Source organism: Cupriavidus sp. SK-3 (genome assembly GCF_000611145.1).
In the GTDB taxonomy this organism is placed as follows: Bacteria; Pseudomonadota; Gammaproteobacteria; order Burkholderiales; family Burkholderiaceae; genus Cupriavidus.
On the sequence record NZ_JFJV02000032.1, the window covers coordinates 1 to 18,445 of the forward strand.

Genomic DNA, 18,445 nt, shown 5'->3' on the forward strand with positions numbered 1-18,445 from the left:
CCCTTGGGTGCAATAACCATCGCCGCAAAAAGAAGCACCGACCAACCTCGCAGTGCGATGTCGTATGGCTGTTGAATGCAAGAGCCAACGCCGCTCAAAGAAGCAGCGCCACGCCCCGCAGCAAGAAAGCAAGAAAGCCAGCCTTATCGACTGGCTTTCTTGTTTACCGCGAGGCGACTCCCACCCTCACCCCTGGGCAATCCTCTGCTCGATATGCCCCAACGCTTCCTCTACCTGATCCACCAGGATCAGACAAAGATCGCCCGGCTGCAGGTGCGACAGCGCGGTATCGATGGCGAGAAATTCCCCGCGGATTTCTTCCACCGCGCTGGTGCGCGTCGCGCCTTCCAGGCCTTCGCGCAGCAGTGCCAGCACCTCACCGTCCTCGCGTCCTCGCTGGCACTGGTCTTGATACAGGATCACCTCGTCGAATACACCGCCAAGAATCTCCGTCTGGCGGCGGATATCGACATCGCGGCGGTCGCCCGCGCCGCTGATCACCACCGAACGGCGCTTGGCCGGCATGCCCTCGATGGCATTGCACAGCGCCTGGATCGCATCCGGGTTGTGGCCGTAGTCGGCGATCAGCGTCGCGCCCTTGTAGTCGAACACGTTGAAGCGTCCGGGGGCGGTGGCTGCGTCGTTGACGAAGGTCGCCAGGCCACGGCGGATCACATCCCAGTCGATGCCGAGCGCCCAGGCCGCGGCCGTGGCGGACATGGCGTTCTCGACCTGGAAGCCGATGGTGCCGCCGCGCGTCAGCGGGATGCCCGACAGCGCGATGCGAACCAGGTTGTCGCCTTCGGCGGCCACGATATGGCCGTCCTCGACGTACACCACGCGCTTGCCCTGCGCGCAGTGCGTGGCCATTACCGGATTGTTCAGGTCGGCCGCGAAGAAGGTCACGACGCCGGGGCAGGCGTCTGCCATGCGTACCACCATGGGGTCGGCTGCATTGAGCACCGCCATGCCATGCGACGCCACGTTCTGCACGATGACGCTCTTGAGCACGGCGAGATCTTCCACGGTGCTGATGTAGGACAGCCCGAGGTGATCGCCTTCACCCACATTGGTGACCACCGCCACGTCACAGCGGTCGAAAGCCAGGCCTTCGCGCAGCAGGCCGCCGCGTGCGGTCTCGAACACGGCGGCATCCACGTCGGGGTGCATCAGCACATTGCGGGCGCTGCGCGGGCCGCTGCAGTCGCCGGTATCGATCCGCTCGCCCTTGATGTAGACGCCGTCGGTGCCGGTCATGCCCATGCGCAGGCCGCTGGCGGCGAGCAGGTGGGTGATCAGGCGGACCGTGGTGGTCTTGCCATTGGTGCCGGAGACCGCCACCACGGGGATGCGGCCATCGTCGCCATCGGCGAACATGGTGGAGATGATGGCCTCGCCCACCGCGCGGCCCTTGCCGTAGGAAGGCTGCAGGTGCATGCGCAGGCCCGGCGCTGCGTTGACCTCGACAATGCCGCCTGCCTGTTCCTCGAACGGCTTGAGCACGGTCTCGCAGACCGCGTCGACGCCGCAGATGTCGAGGCCGACCATGCGCGCAGCGGCCACGGCGCGCGCAGCCATTTCGGGGTGGACGTCGTCGGTGACATCGGTGGCGCTGCCGCCGGTGGACAGGTTGGCGTTGTTACGCAGCACCACGCGGGTGCCCTTGGGCGGCACGGAGTCCGCCGTCAGGTTTTGCTTGGCCAGCGTAGCCAGCGCGATATCGTCGAAGCGGATCTTGGTCAGCGAGGTAGCGTGGCCCTCGCCGCGGCGCGGGTCGCGATTGACTTCCTCGACCAGCTCGCGCACGGTGTGCTTACCGTCGCCGGTGACCTGGGGCGGGTCGCGGCGGGCGGCGGCGACCAGGTGATTGCCCACCACCAGCAGGCGGAAATCGTGACCGGGGATATAGCGCTCGACGATCACGTCGGAGCTGATGTCCGCAGCCACCTCATAGGCGGCGATGATTTCCTCGCGGGTGCGGATACGCACCGCCACGCCCTTGCCCTGGTTGCCGTCGCGCGGCTTGACCACCACCGGCGCATCGATTTCCTGCGCCACGGCCCAGGCTTCGTCGGGATCGGATACCGAGCGGCCCATCGGCACCGGCACGCCGGCCGCGTGTAGCAGGGTCTTGGTGAGTTCCTTGTCCTGCGCGATCGATTCCGCGACGGCGCTGGTCATATCGGTTTCTGCGGCCTGGATGCGGCGCTGCTTGCTGCCCCAGCCGAACTGCACCATGCTGCCTTGCGTCAGGCGGCGGTAAGGAATGCCGCGTGCCACGCCCGCATAGACGATGGAGCCGGTGCTCGGTCCCAGGCGCAGGTCTTCGTCGAGCTCGCGCAGGCGATGCAGCGCGTCGGCCAGGTCGAAGGGCACGTCGTCGCGCGCGGCGCGGCACAGCGTGGCGGCCAGTTCCAGCGCGAGGCGTCCGACTTCCTCCTCGCTGTACTGCACCACCACCTGGTAGGTGCCGGGTTCGACGGTAGGTGCGGTGCGGCTGAAGCTGACCGGGCAGCCGGCCTCCGCCTGCAGGCGCATCGCCGCGCATTCCAGCGCGTGCGCCAGCGACACCACGCCTTCGTTGTCGTCGGGCCGCAGCGGGCCTACCTCGGGAAAGCGCGCGCGCAGGCGCTCTTCGAAACCGGGCAGGTCGGCCAGGGTGTGGGCCTCGTCGGAGCACGATACGATGGCTTCGATGGCCGTGTGGCGACACCACAGGTTGGGGCCGCGCAGGGCCCGGATACGTGAGACTTCCATGAAATCAGTTTCCTTCCGGATCAGGCGCGGCGGCCCGGTTGGCCCATCCACTGGTGCACCAGATCGATGGTCGGCAGCGTCGAGGCCTCATCGCATTGCAGGACCAGCAGGTCGCCAGCCACGACTTGCGCAAGCGCGGCCTCGATGGCCTGGCGGCGGGTGCCTTCGTCGATGATCTTGGTCACGCGGCGGCCTTCGTAAAGGCCTTGCTTGAGCAGCGCGCGCGCTTCGGCATCGGGCAGGGCGCTGTTGACGGAGCGATCCTCGCACAGGAAGACGCGGTCGAAGGCGGCGCCCAGCACCTTGCCTTGCTTGACCATGTCTTCGTCGCGTCGCTGCACGCCGGCGCCATACACCACCACGCGTCGATCGCTCGGGAAGCGTTCCAGCGCGGCCACCAGCGCTTCCAGCGCGGGGGCATTGTGGGCGTCGTCGATCACCACGGTGGCGCCGTTGCGCTCGAACAGCGTGAAGCGGCCGGGCGCATCCACCTGGCCCACATCGAAGGTCACCACGCCAGCGCGGATCAGGTCGTTGGAGATGCCAAGCGCCCAGCCGGTGGCGACCGCCGCCAGCACGTTCTCGACCTGGAAGGCCACCCGGCCAGCATAGGTGAGAGGGATCGCCGCCACGTCGGTCAGCGGCGTCTCGCGGCTGCCGGTGGCGAGTACTACCTTGCCGTCGCGCACATAGACCGCGCGGCGTCCGGCCGCGCGATGCGCGGCAATGGCGGGGAGGTCCGCGGACAGGCCGAAGAAGATCACGTCGCCGTCGCACAGCTCCGCCATCTCCACCACCAGCGGGTCGCGCGCGTTGAGCACCGCCACGCCGCCGTCCAGCACCACGTCGACTTGCGTACGCAGCACGTTGTACATCTTCTCGACTTCTTCGACGTAGTACTGGCCGAGATGGTCGGGCACATCGATGTTGGTCACCACGCCGACCTGGCAGCGGTCGTAGGCGAGGCCTTCGGACAGGATGGCGCCGCTGTCGTTCTCGAGCACGGCGGCATCGACGGCGCGGTTCATCAGGATGCGATGGGCTGCGTCCCAGTTGGCGCGGTCGCCGCCCTGGACCTGGCGGCGGTCCAGATAGAGGCCGTCGCTGCAAGCCAGGCCGGTGTGCTTGCCGGAGAGTTGCAGCAGGCGCGCCACCAGCTTGGCCACCACGGTCTTGCCGTTGGTGCCGGTGATGCCGACCACCGGAATGCGGCCGTTGTCATCGCCTTCGCCGGCCGGGAACAGGTGATCCACGACGGCACGGCCCACCGGGCGCGCTTCGCCGTTGGAGGGCTTCAGGTGCATCAGCAGGCCGGGGCCGGCATTGACTTCGACGATGGCGCCGCGCTGCTCGGCGAGCGGGCGCGAGATATCCTGCGCCACCAGGTCGACGCCGGCGATATCCAGGCCGACCACGCGGGCGGCCAGCGAGGCATGCGCGGCCACGCTGGGATGCACGCGGTCAGTCACGTCGAAGGCAACGTTGCCGTTGCGCTGGATCAGCACGTGCTTGCCTTCGGGCGGCACGGATGTGGCGTCGAAGCCCTGGCGCTTGAGCTCCAGGCGCGCGGCCGAATCCAGCCGGACCTTGTTGAGCGGGTGATCTTCGGTGCTGCCGCGGCGCGGATCGGAATTGATCTGCGACTCGATCAGCTCGTCAATGGTCGACTTGCCATCGCCGGTCACGCTGGCGGTCTCGCCCATCGCGGCCGCTACCAGGCGGCCCCCCCCCCCCCCCCCGCGGGCCCCCCCCCACCACCAGCAGGCGGTGTTCGTTGCCCGGCACGAAGCGTTCGACGATGACGCCGCTGCCTTCGTCGATGGCCACGCCGTAGGCGGTCTCGACTTCCTCGCGGGTGGTCAGGTTGGTGAACACGCCACGGCCATGGTTGCCGTCATAGGGCTTGACTACCACCGGCAGGCCGATATCCTCGGCGGCGTCCCAGGCGTCGGCGGCACTTTCCACCAGCCGGCCTTCCGGCACGGGCACGCCGCACGACTCCAGCAGGCTCTTGGTCAGGTCCTTGTCGCGCGAGATGCTCTCGGCGATGGCGGCGGTACGGTCGGTCTCGGCGGTCCAGATGCGGCGCTGGCGGCTGCCATAGCCGAGTTGCACCAGGTTGCCCTCCGACAGGCGCAGGGCAGGGATGTCGCGGTCGTCGGCGGCGTCGACGATGCAGGCGGTGCTCGGGCCCAGGCAGTGCTTGTCCACCAGGCGGCGCAGGTGGTCCACCGTCTCCTGGACGTCGTAGGGGCGGTCCTCGATGGCTGCCATCACGAGGTCGCGGGCGGCGAACAGGGCGGCACGGGTGACGTCCTCATGCCAGGCCCGCACGATCACCTTGTAGACGCCGCGGATCGGGGTCTCGCGCGCCTTGCCGAAGCCGCCGGGCATGCCGGCGAGGTTTTGCAGCTCAAGCGTGACATGTTCCAGGATGTGGCCAGGCCACGTGCCTTCCTTGAGCCGCTGCAGGAAGCCGCCGCGCTCGCCGATACTGCAGCGATGCTCGATCAGCGAGGGCAGCCATGCCGACAGGCGCTCGTAGAACCCCGGAATCGTGTTGGAGGGAAAATCCTCCAGTTCCCCGATATCGACCCACGCCTCCAGCACAGGCCGATATGTCCACATATTCGGGCCGCGCAGCGACATGACATCGAAAATCTCAATGTCCTTCTTTTTCATTGATTTAGCTTGAGGCAGTGGGCGAGTGCCCGAGAAATAGAAGCCTAACCTTTCAGTAACGTTACAACGGTCAGCCGGTTGACTTTCTTGATTAAAAAGCGATTGTGCAGTGCATCAGCGACGCCCGTGTGTTTGGCCTTATGTATACTGCGGGCAAATCGGCGGGCCGCCATGGTGCGCCCGCCTTAAATTGTTTCAAGTTATGTCCATAGCCCAGGGACGCAGCATGCCGTACCAACGATGACCCAACCTTCCTTGCCCGTGATTGACAGCGACGCCGCGAACGAGCCGTGGCGTAACGAAATCGGCACCCGCCTGCAACCCGGCGAGGCCGTCCTGGCCTGGCTGGAAGTCGACCTAGACGCAAAGCTGCATTTTACCCAAGGCTGGGTACTTGTGACGGATCGTCGTTTGCTGGCACGCATGCCAGGGCAAAAAGACTGGCAGGAATGGACGATCCAGCCCGGATTATCGCTGCATCACGCCGATCACGCCGGGGTTGGCACGCTTGAACTGCACGGCAGTGGGCGATTGCTGGCCACCTGGCGCTACACGCTCGGCCACAACCCGGCCGCGCTGCGCCTGATCGACCAGTTCCACGCGCAGTGCGACCTGTCCGGCTCGGGCCGGGGAGGGCTGGCCGAGGCCGATGTGGAGGCGGTCTGCCCGACCTGCAAGGCACCCTTGCCGCCGGACGACGACCAATGTCCGCAATGTAGCCGCGATGTGGAGACCCCGCCGTCGACCTGGGCGCTGCTGCGCCTGTGGCGCTTTGCCAGGCCGTACCGGTTCCAGTTGCTGGCCGGCTTCCTGCTGACCCTGCTGTCCACCGCCGCCACGCTGGTGCCGCCGTACCTGACCATGCCGTTGATGGACAACGTGCTGATCCCGTACCAGAACGGGCTGCCTATCGACTACAGCCGGGTCAAGCTGTACCTGGCCGGCCTGCTGGGCGCGGCGCTGGTGGCATGGAGCCTGGGCTGGGCCCGGACGTACCTGCTGGCGCGGGTGTCCGAGCGCATCGGCGCCGACCTGCGCACGACCACCTACGAACACTTGCTGCGCTTGTCGCTGGAGTACTTCGGCGGCAAGCGCACCGGCGACCTGATGGCCCGCATCGGCTCCGAAAGCGATCGCATCTGCGTGTTCCTGTCGCTGCACCTGCTGGATTTCGCCACCGATGTGCTGATGATCGTCATGACGGCGGCCATCCTGATCTCCATCAACCCGTGGCTGGCATTGGTCACCCTGGTGCCGCTACCGTTCATCGCGTGGATGATCCATCTGGTGCGCGATCGTTTGCGCCACGGCTTCGAGAAGATCGACCGGATCTGGTCGGAGATCACCAACGTGCTGGCGGATACCATTCCCGGCATCCGCGTGGTCAAGGCCTTTGCCCAGGAGAAGCGCGAGGTTGAGCGTTTCCGGGAGGCCAACCGGCACAACCTGGCGATCAACGACCGCGTCAACGCCGTGTGGTCGCTGTTCACCCCGACCGTTACGCTGCTGACCGAGATCGGCCTGCTGGTGGTGTGGATCTTCGGCATCTGGCAGGTTTCGCACAACGCGATCACGGTCGGCGTGCTGGTGGCCTTCCTTACCTATATCAGCCGCTTCTACACCCGGCTGGATTCGATGAGCCGTATCGTCTCGGTCACGCAAAAGGCCGCCGCCGGGGCCAAGCGCATCTTCGATATCCTCGACCACGTATCGAGCGTGCCGGAGCCCGTGCGGCCGGCGCACCTGGAGCGTGTCGAAGGCGCCATCGAACTGCGCGACCTGGGTTTCCGCTACGGCAATCGCGCCGTGATCCGAGGGCTTAACCTGTCGATCAAGCCGGGCGAGATGATCGGCCTGGTGGGGCACAGCGGCTCCGGCAAGAGCACGCTGGTCAACCTGATCTGCCGCTTCTACGACGTCTCCGAAGGCGCGATCCGCCTCGACGGCGTCGATATCCGTTCGCTGCCGGTGTCGGAGTTCCGCAGCCATATCGGGCTGGTGCTGCAGGAGCCGTTCCTGTTCTTCGGCACGATTGCCGAGAACATTGCCTATGGCAAGCCGGGAGCCAGCCGCGAGGAGATCATCGCCGCCGCGCGCGCCGCCCACGCGCATGAGTTCATCCTCCGGCTGCCGCATGGCTACGATTCGCTGGTGGGTGAGCGCGGCCAGGCGCTGTCCGGCGGTGAGCGCCAGCGCATCTCGATTGCCCGCGCGCTGCTGATCAATCCGCGCATCCTGATCATGGATGAGGCCACCTCCTCGGTCGATACCGCCACCGAGAAGGAAATCCAGAAGGCGCTGGACAACCTGGTGCAAGGCCGTACCACCATCGCCATCGCGCACCGCTTGTCCACGCTGCGCAAGGCGGATCGCCTGGTGGTGATGGACCGTGGACAGATCGTCGAAGTGGGCGGCCACGAGGAGTTGCTGGCGCGCGAAGGCGCCTACTACAAGCTCTACCAGGCACAGGCCCGCAACGTTGACGCCGATGCCGAGGCGGATCTCGATGCCGCCGACGCGGTCACCGTGCAATAAGGAAGGGAGGCCATATGCAACAAGTTGATTTCAAGCTCTCCCGCAATGCCTTTGGGCGCCTGGTGATGACCACGGCGGATGGGACCGCGCATGAGGGCGTAGTGCCCGTGCGCGCTTTCCCGATCGCCGCGCCGGACGATGGCGTCGGCATGATCAGCGCCGACGGCCGTGAACTGGCGTGGCTGCCTCGCCTGGACACCTTGCCGGTCCCCGTGCGCGAGATGATCGAGGCCGAACTGGCCAGCCGGGAATTCATGCCGGAGATCCGCCGGATCCGCTCGGTGTCGACCTATGCCACCCCCAGCACCTGGGATGTGGAGACCGACCGCGGCCGCACCTCGCTGGTACTGCGCGGCGAGGAAGACATCCGCCGCCTGGCTGGTTCCACGCTGCTGATCTCCGACAGCCACGGCATTCACTATCTGGTGCGTAACCTGATGGGCCTGGACAAGGCCAGCCGCAAGCTGCTGGACCGTTTCCTCTAAGCCGCACGGGCGTGCCATTCAGGGCGCGATTGCCGCACCCTGGCATCAGTGCTTGCCGGTGAAGAGGAAGCCCACCTCGCGATCGGCCCGCATCGCGAACAGGTAGAGCTGGCCGGGGGTGGGCAGGCTATGCGTGGTGGTCGGATCGTAATAGGCCACGCCGCTCATGACGGTATTCGGATTGCGGCAGGGCGGGCCGCCCAGTGTAATGCTGACGTTGTAGACCTTGCCTTGGCGGCGCGGCGTGGCGCTGCCCGAAAAGCTGCAACCCGTGCCGCCGTCGACGGTGAACTTGCCGTTGGCATCGATATCCAGCCGGGCGAATCCCGGGCCATGCCCGGTGGTATCGATTACCTCCGTCGCGCCGTAGTACGTTCCCTTCAACCCATCGGCCGTGGCGATGTAGTTGTAGTCCGCGCTGTAGGTGGTGTTGACCGTCGCGATGCGGCCGTTGCGGTAGTTGAGTTGCGCCTGCAGTGCCTTGCCTGGCGTGTAGGACGCGGTCAGGTTCGCTGCCGTGAGGCTGTAGCCTGCGTCCACCAGGTTGAAGTCCCGTCCGTTGTTGTTGGTGGTGAGCGCGCCATTGCCGGAACTATAGTTGCCGGTCACCACGCCGGACGGTACGTCTGGTACGCCTGCCCTGGCGTAGAACGCGTAATAGACATTCTCGTCGAGGACCAGGATGTTGAACCGTTCGTTGGCGACGGTAGTGCCGGTGTAGATGCCCGTGCCCAGCGCAATGGTGTCCGGAGCCGGTGGAACCACCGGGACCACCGGTTCAGCCGGGACAGTGGCCGGTGGGGTCCGTATGATCGCCAGTCCGCCATCGTTATCCCCCGATCCGCCGCAGCCCACTAGAACCAGCGCGAAGCTGGCTACCCCAATCGTTCTCTTCATTTATACGTTGCCCGTTCGGGTGAACCCGGGCGGCTCTGGCGCCGCCTTCCAGTTGTCGAAAAAAAAGTGGACTGTAACAGCTGATTACAAATTAATGCAGTAGACGGCAGAGGGGTGCCGCAATGCTTGGGCGCTCCGAAATCGGCTGGTATCGGGTATATGCCTCGCGAAAAAAGACGCCCGCACAGGAACTGGCGGGCGCTGGAGGGCAACTGATGGCCGGGAGGGTGATTCCCCCGACCTGGAAGGTCGCCTCCCGGGAGGCGATCTGACCAGATGATGCAGAGAATCATTGCCAATGTGAATCAGACGGCTCTTAATTTCGCAAAGAGGGTGCAAAAATTCTGGGCGAATACCGCGCGGACTCGCAAGACATGGCGGCTGCGGCAAGTCTGCGGCGGACAGTTGACACCGCTTCGAATGTCCATATAATGCGACGGACTACTCCGTTTATCAAAATCATGGCCAGGACAAAGGACGAACAGCTTCACGCTCAGCGCCGGGACGACATCTTGCAGGCGGCCGCGCGCACCTTCAAGACGAAGGGATTCCACTCCGCGCGTACCGAGGACATCTGCGCCGAGGCTGGACTGAGCGCCGGGACCGTGTTCAGGCATTTCGGCAGCAAGCAGGAAATGATCATGGAGATTGCCGCCCGCGAGTTCGCGCGTTACCAGGGCGAAGTTCGCCAACTGGCGAGCAGGGAAGGGCTTGAATGGCTCGGCCAGGTAGATGCGGCAGGGCTGGCGGCGGTCCTCGCGCCTTCCGAGTACGACCTGGGCGCGGATAGCTGGCTGGAACTACAGCGCGATCCGGAATGGAACGAGAAGGTGCTGGCCTTTGACCGGGACTTGCGCCAGACCCTGATCGCGGAACTGGAACGGGGCCAGCGCGAGGGCTGGGTGCGGGCCTCGCTCGATGCGCGCGGCGCTACCAACCTGATCCTGGCCATGTTTTCCGGCCTGGGGTTCGACCGCGACACGGGCATCGAAATCGATATGCAGGCCACGGCCACCGCAATGGCGGATTTCTGCCGCGTCTATATCTTTGCCTGATCCCGCGGGACGGCCCACTTAACGGCAGCTGCTTAAAGCGATATCACAGCATATGCAAGTATTCCCGGCATTTCTCAAAACCGGACGGATTACTCCGTTTATTATTGGATCACTCCTTCTCCTGGGTTGCGGTCATGCCAGGCCAGTGGGCATGGCGGGGCAGTGGACCTTCCTGGACGACGGCACGGTCATCGACATCCGACCGTGCCCGGACGTGCCGGGAAATGCCTGCGGCATGATCGTGCAGCCGCCCCGCGCCGCTTACCGGCGCAGCGGGGCAGAGCTCAATAAGTTGTGCGGCGCGGTGCTGGTGGATGGCCTGGTGCCGCAGGAGAGCAAGGATGGGGGCGCGCCCATGCTGATTGGCCAGATCGCCGATCCCGAGACGCTGCTCGGTGGCACAGCCGTCAGCCGCTATCCGGTCGATATCAGTCGGGCCTCCGCGCACCGGGCGCTGGTCGAGGTGCGGGGCCCGCTCGGACTGGTGGTCGAGCGATACACCCTGATCCGGCGCATTGCCCCGGCGCCTCGTTGCGAGTGAGGCAGGCATGGTTTCCCTTGCTCGTGCCACCCTCGTCCATGAATGGCGGCGCTACCTCGCCGCCGTGCTCGCCATCACCTTCGCGGGCCTGCTGATCGTTGTGCAACTGGCGCTGCTGCTGGGGCTGTTCGGCTCGGTCGCGGCGGTAGTCGACAAATCCGGCGCCGAGCTGTGGATCGGTTTTCGCAACACGCAAAGTGTCGATCTCGGCCGGCCGCTGGGGCGCGGGAGCGATGCGCTTGCCTGGTCCCATCCCGGTGCCGGCAGGATCGAAGCCTATACCACCGCATACGGCGACCTGAGGCGCCCGGACGGGGTGCCGGTATCGGTGCTGCTCCACGCCATGGATGTATCCGGTGCCGGGCTCGCTTTTTCGCGGCTGCTCACGCCAGCTGAGCGGACGCTGCTGCGCGAGCCCAATGCCATCATCATCGACGTTGCCGACATGCGCAAACTGGGCGCGCAGGTAGGCACCGCGGTTGAGATCAATGGCCGGCGGGCGCGCATCGCCGGCGTTGTCGAAGGCATACGCTCCGTCGGCGGCGTCAATGTACTGGCCTCGTTCGCGACCGCGCGATACCTCGCTCCGGAAACCGCCGAGCAGGCTGCCTTCTACCTGGTTCGGCTCAAGCCGGGATTCGATGCGCACAAGGTGGCCGCCGATATCTCGGACAAGGCGCGATTCCCACGCTACAGCGTCTGGACGGCAGATGCGCTTTCCACGCAGTCGCAGGCTTACTGGCTGCTCGAGTCGGGCTCGGGGATCGGCACCGGGTTTGCATCCCTGCTGGCCCTGGTGGTGGGCATGGTCATAACCAGCCAGACGCTTTCAGGCGCCATCCTGGCCTCGGTCAAGGAGTTCGCCGCGCTGCGCGCGCTGGGCGTACCGCACAAATCGCTGCGGGCCATCGTGGTTGAGCAGTCGCTCTGGGTCGGGGTGGCCGGCCTGTTCGCGACGGGGATATTCACATTGCTGATCGCATGGCTGGGCGATGCCTTGCGGATTGCCATGCTGTTTCCCGCCTGGATGCTGGCAGGCGCCGGCGGGCTGCTGCTTGCGATCGCCATCGTTTCCGGGCTGCTCGCGCTAAGGCCGTTGGGCCGCGCCGAGCCTGCATCACTGCTTCGTTGAGGGGGAACCCATGACCATCCAACCTTCACTCGCCAGTCGCGGCATCGCCAAGGCCTTCACGGTCGGCAAGATCACGCAGCAGGTGATCAAGGACAGCAGCCTCGAGATTTATCCGGCGGCGTTGACGCTGATCGTCGGGCCTTCGGGATCGGGCAAGAGCACGATGCTGTCGATGATGTCCGGACTGCTCAGGCCGGACACCGGCCAGGTCTTTGCACTGGACACCGAACTGTGGACGCTGGATGAAGCGGCGCTGGACCGGTTCCGGCTGGAGAACTGCGGCTTTGTCTTTCAGGGCTTCAACCTGTTCGGGGCGCTCACCGCGTTCGAGAACGTGCTGCTGCCCCTGCAGTACCTCGGCGCGCGTGGCGCAACGGCGGCTGCGCGAGCGCGGCGCGTGCTCGATGAAGTGGGGCTCGGCCATCGCAGCCACCTGCGGCCCGCCGAGCTTTCAGGGGGAGAGAAGCAGCGCGTGGCCATTGCCAGGGCGCTGGTCAAGAACCCCCGGCTGATCTTTGCCGATGAACCGACGTCAGCGCTGGACAAGACCAACGGAGAGATCGTGATAGATCTGCTCAAGAAGATCGCCGCCGAGCATGGCGCAACGGTGCTGGGAGTCACCCATGACCCCCGCCTCCTGTCGCATGCCGACCGCGTCATCGAGCTGGAGGACGGCATCGTCATCCGTGATCGGCAACAGCGTGGGCGGCCGTCTGCAAACAACCTCGCGCCAGAGGAGCGCAAACATGAATATGCATAATCCGATTCGCCTGCCGAAGGCTTGCTGGCTCGTTGCCGCCGCGCTGTGGCTGGGCGCATGCGGCCATGAAACGCCAGGCGCACCAACGTCCGCCCAGCATGGCGTCCCGGCCGGCGCGCTTGCCAGCGCCAAGGGGCGCGTGGACATCGAGGGCGGCCCGGTGCGCCTGGCGGCCAGGCGCGACGGCGTGATTGCCCGCGTCATGGTCGAGGAAGGCGATCGGGTGCGGGCTGGCCAGTTGCTGGCAACGCTGGACACGGAGATCGCGGTGCGCGGCCTCGCTCTGGCCCGCGCCGAAGTCGGGCAAGCCGTCCAGGAGCGCAACAAGGCCCGCGTGGAACTCGCGGCTGCCGAGCGCGAGGCCAGGCGGCTGCAGCCGCTTGCCGATGACGAGACCATTCCGCGCCAGGAACTGGATCAGGCCAGGGACCGGCGCGCCAGCGCGGCGGTGGGCTTGCTTGCCGCCGAAGCCGCCATTGTCACGGCAGGCGCCAGGCACGCCATCGCTGAGCGCGAAGTGCAGGAGCGGTCCATCACGGCACCGCTCGATGGCCAGATCATCCAGCGGCAGGCGCGGCCCGGCAATGGCGTCAGCACGCTCAATGTCACGCCGCTCTTCCTGTTCGCCCCGGATGTTGGCCGCATCGTTCGTGCCGAACTGGAAGAGCAATACATCCCGGGCATCAAGACGGGAGGTCCGGCGGAAATCATCCTGGAGGCGGATCCCGCAAGGCGGTGGCGCGGCAAGGTGCTGCGCGTTGGCAGGATCGTCGGGCAGCGAAGCGCGGGCGACGACCCCGCCGAAAAGCAGGACAACCGTGTCGTGGAAGTCGTCGTCGCGCTGGATGCGCAAGACTTGCTTATTGGCCAGCGCGTGGTGGTGCGCTTCCTGGCGAGCTGAGGAGGAACAGGATGCACCGAATCTGCATTGCCATGCTGGCGCTTTCGTTCCTGTTGGCCGGATGCGTGCCCGCCACGGTCTCGCCAACGCGTCCCGCGCCGCCAACCCAGCGGTGGTCCGGCCTTGTCGCCGAAGCGAGCGGGTTGCCTGATGCCGCCGAAGCGGCGCTGCCCGCCGACTGGTGGACAAGCCTCGGCGATCCGGTTCTGAACGGGCTGGTGGATGTCGCGCTCGAAGACAGCCTGGACTTGCGGGCAGCGGCCGCGCGGGTCAGGCAGGCGCACGCCTTGGTGGATGCCGCACGTGCAAACAGGATGCCGCGCCTGGACCTGAACGTGAACGCGGAGCGGGGGCGTATCCAGCAATCTACGTTCCGGGATGGCGAGGGCGGTCACTTTCGCGTGCCACCGTACCGGAGTTCGCACTTTGGCACGCAACTCGCCGCCAGCTATGAAATCGATCTGTTTGGCCGCCTGGCGCTTGCGCAGGGAGAGGCCGGCGCCCATGCCGACGCGACGCAGGCGGATCGCCGCGCCGTGCGGCAGTGGCTGATTCATGACGTCGTACGCGCTTACGCCGATGTCCGTCTGGCCGACGCGCTACGCCAGGATTTGCTGCTGGATCTGCAGCTTGCCCGCAAGCTGACGGCGGACGAATCCGGTCGGCGCGAGGCTGGGCTCGCAACGCTGGCCGCCGTCCGGCATCGGGCCGATCTGGTGGCGCAGCGGCAGCAGTCGTTGGCGCAGGTTGAACAAGATCGCCACGAAGCCATCTCTCGCCTGGCGGTGCTGTCGGGCCGTGCGCCGGCGGAGCTGCAACTGGAGGCGCAGGACGGACATCTTGGCCGGATGGCGCTCACCGGGTCCCTGCGCGCCGACATGCCCGCTTCGGTGATCGCCAGCCGCCCCGATATCGATGCGGCATGGCACCGCGTACTTGCCACCAGCCTGGCCGCCGAACGGATACGGCGCGAGCGCTATCCCACGCTCACGCTGACAGGCACAACGGGGTTCCTGAGCGAGTCGCTGGGCCGGTGGCTCAGTGGCGACGCGCTTGGCTGGGCGCTTGGATCCGCGGTACAGATGCCCTTGTTCGACGGGGGCAGGCTGCGGGCCCATGCCGCCCACGCGACAGCGACTGCCGAAGAGCAGGAAGCCGCTTACCGCAGGACGGTGCTGGCCGCGCTGGGCGAGGTGGAGGTCGCGCTCGGGGCCGTAGCCAACGCCAGCAGGCAACGCGAAATCGCGGCAGCCGGTCTCGCACGGCGCGCGGCTGACCAAGCCGCAGCCAGGGCTTTGGTCGCGGCGGGGACAAGCGCGCGCGATGCCGCCCTGCGGGCGGATATGGCATGGCTCGACGCGCGGCGAGAACTCACCGTGCGCCAGCACGAGGTGCTTGTCAGCTGGGCGTCGGCGCACAGGGCGCTGGGGCGGTAAGCGTCGCCCGTTTCTTCGCGGCGATGCGCGATTCGTGCTAACGCCGTGGTTCCTGGTATCTCCGGATTATGGCGGGCGATTATAGGCAGTCCGCCAAAAAGAAAAACCCCCGAAAGGCGTCTAGCCTTCGGGGGTTTTGGTAGTCCTGGGATTATTCAGGACTGAATGTTGGTGGAGCCGGCGGGAATCGAACCCGCGTCCGCAAGCCCTCCACAGAGAGTTCTACATACTTAGTTCTGTCATTTGATTTAACCGGTGCATCGCGGACGAACACGCTCTACAACGGCGAGTCACTAGATTTTCGTCCCTGGGTTCGTGACTCACTCAGGGCTTATCTGGCGTATATGACCTCGCGTAGTCTTGCGACTCTAGCCCGCCAGCGAGCCAGTGCGAGGACGGCCGCAATTAAGCGGCCAGTGCGTAACGTTCGTCGTTAGCAGTTATTGCATTCCCATTGATTAACGAGGTGACGGGTCCTCGGTATGCCCTCCACTGCTTTGTAACCCACGTCGAAACCAGGTCGGCCCCTGCGTGAACTGTGTGAACAGTGTCAAGAACTGAGATTGTACTCTGTTGGAGGCCCGAAGTGTTGGCGGGTTCCCCGGGAGCCTTTCTGGCCTCAGCGCGCTGCTGCCGGTGTCAGCAGCGCGATCAACTCGCTCGGGTGGCGCACCAGGTAGTCGGCGCCCCATGCCTCGGGCGGTTCTCCATCGCCACAGTAGCCATAGGCGGCGGTGATCGTGATCATGCCGGCGGCCTTGCCTGCCTGGATGTCGCGCAGGTCGTCGCCGACATACACGCAGCGTTCGGGCGCCACGCCGCTGATGTCAGCCGCGTGGAGCAGCGGTGCCGGGTGGGGCTTGGCGTGCGCCGTGGTATCGCCGCTGACCACCGCCGAGGCGCGGGGCGCCAGGCCGATGGCGGCGACGAGCGGCGCGGTGAAGCGGGTGATTTTGTTGGTGACGATGCCCCAGCGGATGCCGGCGGTTTCCAGCGCGTCCAGGACCTCGGCCATGCCGTCGAACAGGCGCGTATGCACCGCGATGTCGGCCTCGTAATAGTCCAGGAACGTGTCTCGCAGGTCGGGAAACTCAGGGTCGGCCGGGCTTTTGCCAAAGGCGGCGCCGATCAGTCCACGGGCGCCGTGCGAAGCGACCGGGCGGAGTTGCTCATACGCCACGGGAGGGAGGCCATGCTCGGTGACCAGCCGGTTGGCTGCCGCGGCCAGATCCGGGGCCGTGTCGGCAAGGGTGCCGTCGAGATCGAAGAAGACTGCGTCGTAGGTGCGCATATTCAGGCGGGGCGGCGAAACGCCATCAGGTAATTCACATCGGTGTCCTTGCCCAGCGAGTAGACCTGGGTCAGCGGGTTGTAGCTCATGCCGCGCATCTCGACGAGTTCAAGCCCGGCATTGCGCGCATAGCGCGCGAGTTCCGACGGCGTGATGAACTTGTCGTAGTCGTGCGTGCCGCGCGGCAACATCCTGAGTACGTACTCGGCGCCGACCACGGCCAGCATATAGGCCTTGAAATTGCGATTGATGGTGGAGCAGAACACATGCCCGCCCGGCCGTACCAGGGTTGCGCAGGCTCGCACGATCGACTGCGGGTCCGGCACGTGCTCCAGCATTTCCATGCAGGTCACTACGTCAAAGCCGGCAGGCATGCGGGCAGCCAGCGCCTCGGCAGCGATTTCTTCATAGGTCACCGGGACACCTGACTCCAGGCTGTGCAGGTCGGCGACCTTGAGCGCCTTGGTGGACAAGTCGATGCCCCGCACCGTGGCGCCGGTTCGCGCCATGCTTTCGGCGAGGATGCCGCCCCCGCAGCCAATGTCGACCACCTGCTTGCCCTCGAGCGCGGCAATGCCGTCGATCCAGCCGAGCCGCAAGGGATTGAGTTCGTGCAGCGGCTTGAACTCGCTCTCCGGGTCCCACCAGCGGTGGGCCAGCTCGCTGAATTTGTCGATTTCGCGGGCATCGGCATTCCTGCCGAGCTGGGTGGTTTCAACGGTGGGATGGTGTGGAGGGGAGATCTGCGTCATGGATTTTGGCGCGCGGCCAGGCGGCGGCGCGAGAGCGGAAAGTATGCAGCCACTGTATCAAAAAAAAAGCCCAGCTCGCGCTGGGCTTTTCTTCATCGGAAAGGATCCGATTAACGTGCGCTGCGGGTGCCGACCACTTCGACTTCCACGCGGCGGTTCGGCTGCTGGCAGGCGATCTGCGCCTTGCGGTTGCCCTTGCACGACTTCGGGTCAACCTTCAGCTGACGCTTGCCCTTGCCTTCCGTGTACACACGGTTGGCTTCCACGCCCTTGCTGACCAGATAGGCCTTGACGGCTTCAGCACGACGGATCGACAGGCGATCGTTGTACTTGTCCGAACCGAACGAGTCGGTGTGGCCAACTGCGATAATCACTTCCAGGGTGATGCCGGACAGCTTGGAGGTCAGGTCGTCCAGCTTGGCCTTGCCTTCCGGCTTCAGGACAGCCTTGTCGAAGTCGAACAGGGTGTCAGCAGCGAAAGTGACCTTTTCGCTGGAAACAACCGGAGGAGCAACCGCTGCGGGCGGTGCTGCCGGAGCGGCCGCCGGAGCCAGGGCGCCGTCGCACAGTGCGTTGGCGGTGGCCGGGGTCCACGAACTGTCGCGCCAGCAGAGCTCGTTCGTGCCGTTCTTCCACACGTACTCGCTCGTACCGTTGCCCCAGTTATCGTTCACAGCCTTCTTTTCGTAGGGGACGGACTGGGCTTGAGCGGATGCAGCCATTACTGCGGTAGCTGCAACGAGCGCGAGCTTGGCAAATTTTTTCATATTTCTCCTCTCAGGATGAGATCACCGCAGGGTTACTGCGAGCAAATGGACGGAAACAAGTCATACATTCTTCGGAGTATAACATTCTCGATGCGGTGTATGCTCCACTTCGAACAATGTCTGGCTCTTCGCTGGGGAATTGTGCCACAAGGGTCGTTTCCTAAGAAGTAAATATATTCGATTCCACCAATGGGTTTTGGGCCTGTGGTGTTTGTGCAACATGGCTCTTGCGATGCCCGCAAACCCTTGTCTGGCCGGGCTTGCAGGATTTTCGCCGCGGCATTTCCCGTCGTTTCCCGGCGTCGCCAAAGGCCCTTTGGAGGGGGGGCAGGCGGCTGCGGGGGAGGGCAGCCGCGCATGTTAGAATGCCACGTTGCCCTACTGCCGGACGCCGCTTGGCGAATGGTGATTCACCTGGGTGCCTTCTGTTTAAATTCGCCGGATAACCCACGCC

Annotated in this window: 13 protein-coding genes, 1 other RNA gene and 1 pseudogene; 8 read left to right on the top strand and 7 right to left on the bottom strand. The window is 65.5% G+C overall.

Going from position 1 to position 18,445, the window contains the following annotated elements; genetic code table 11:
* Positions 1–186 precede the first annotated feature (186 nt).
* Complete coding sequence (cphA, locus tag CF70_RS03160; protein ID WP_035860246.1) at positions 187–2,757, bottom strand: cyanophycin synthetase; 2,571 nt, start codon at positions 2,755–2,757, stop codon at positions 187–189.
* 20 nt (positions 2,758–2,777) lie between these two features.
* Positions 2,778–5,439: pseudogene (cphA, locus tag CF70_RS03165) on the bottom strand (cyanophycin synthetase).
* Between the two features lie 240 nt (positions 5,440–5,679).
* Here cphA (CF70_RS03165) and CF70_RS03170 point away from each other — a divergent pair.
* Both CF70_RS03170 and CF70_RS03175 read left to right on the top strand, forming a co-directional pair.
* Positions 5,680–7,974, top strand: a complete 2,295-nt coding sequence (locus tag CF70_RS03170; protein ID WP_035860249.1) for an ABC transporter ATP-binding protein — start codon at positions 5,680–5,682, stop codon at positions 7,972–7,974.
* 14 nt (positions 7,975–7,988) lie between these two features.
* Positions 7,989–8,459, top strand: coding sequence for a DUF1854 domain-containing protein (locus CF70_RS03175; RefSeq protein ID WP_035860252.1), 471 nt, complete (start codon positions 7,989–7,991; stop codon positions 8,457–8,459).
* Between the two features lie 45 nt (positions 8,460–8,504).
* Here the strand turns inward: CF70_RS03175 and CF70_RS03180 are convergent, their stop codons facing one another.
* A complete protein-coding gene (locus tag CF70_RS03180) occupies positions 8,505–9,356 on the bottom strand; it encodes a hypothetical protein (protein ID WP_035860253.1) in 852 nt (283 codons plus the stop codon).
* Positions 9,357–9,817: 461 nt separating this feature from the next.
* On the opposite strand from CF70_RS03180, the gene CF70_RS03185 reads away from it, so the two are divergent.
* The 6 genes from CF70_RS03185 to CF70_RS03210 all read left to right on the top strand — a co-directional run bounded on the left by CF70_RS03185 (position 9,818) and on the right by CF70_RS03210 (position 15,181).
* Complete coding sequence (locus CF70_RS03185) at positions 9,818–10,411, top strand: TetR/AcrR family transcriptional regulator (RefSeq protein WP_035860256.1); 594 nt, start codon at positions 9,818–9,820, stop codon at positions 10,409–10,411.
* A 151-nt stretch (positions 10,412–10,562) separates the two neighbouring features.
* Positions 10,563–10,952, top strand: coding sequence for a hypothetical protein (locus CF70_RS03190; protein ID WP_035860258.1), 390 nt, complete (start codon positions 10,563–10,565; stop codon positions 10,950–10,952).
* A 7-nt stretch (positions 10,953–10,959) separates the two neighbouring features.
* Positions 10,960–12,084 carry an ABC transporter permease gene (locus CF70_RS03195; RefSeq protein WP_035860260.1) on the top strand — a complete coding sequence of 375 codons (1,125 nt, stop codon included), beginning with the start codon at positions 10,960–10,962 and terminating at the stop codon, positions 12,082–12,084.
* Between the two features lie 10 nt (positions 12,085–12,094).
* Positions 12,095–12,844: an ABC transporter ATP-binding protein gene (locus CF70_RS03200; RefSeq protein WP_035860262.1), complete on the top strand. Its 750-nt coding sequence runs from the start codon at positions 12,095–12,097 to the stop codon at positions 12,842–12,844.
* The gene (locus CF70_RS03205; protein ID WP_051648006.1) at positions 12,831–13,745 is read left to right on the top strand and encodes an HlyD family secretion protein; all 915 of its coding nucleotides are present in this window, start codon (positions 12,831–12,833) and stop codon (positions 13,743–13,745) included. The genes CF70_RS03200 and CF70_RS03205 overlap by 14 nt, the downstream gene beginning before the upstream one ends.
* A gap of 11 nt (positions 13,746–13,756) precedes the next feature.
* Entirely contained in the window at positions 13,757–15,181 is a 1,425-nt protein-coding gene (locus CF70_RS03210; RefSeq protein ID WP_035860264.1) for an efflux transporter outer membrane subunit, read from the top strand.
* Between the two features lie 169 nt (positions 15,182–15,350).
* On the opposite strand, the gene ssrA is transcribed toward CF70_RS03210, so the two are convergent.
* The 4 genes from ssrA to ompA form a co-directional block, all read right to left on the bottom strand.
* Positions 15,351–15,709, bottom strand: a transfer-messenger RNA (tmRNA) gene (gene ssrA / locus CF70_RS34155).
* 91 nt (positions 15,710–15,800) lie between these two features.
* Entirely contained in the window at positions 15,801–16,472 is a 672-nt protein-coding gene (gph, locus tag CF70_RS03215) for a phosphoglycolate phosphatase (protein ID WP_035860265.1), read from the bottom strand.
* 2 nt (positions 16,473–16,474) lie between these two features.
* A complete protein-coding gene (ubiG, locus tag CF70_RS03220) occupies positions 16,475–17,224 on the bottom strand; it encodes a bifunctional 2-polyprenyl-6-hydroxyphenol methylase/3-demethylubiquinol 3-O-methyltransferase UbiG (protein ID WP_035860267.1) in 750 nt (249 codons plus the stop codon).
* Positions 17,225–17,334: 110 nt separating this feature from the next.
* A complete protein-coding gene (gene ompA / locus CF70_RS03225) occupies positions 17,335–17,991 on the bottom strand; it encodes an outer membrane protein OmpA (protein WP_035860269.1) in 657 nt (218 codons plus the stop codon).
* Positions 17,992–18,445 lie beyond the last annotated feature (454 nt).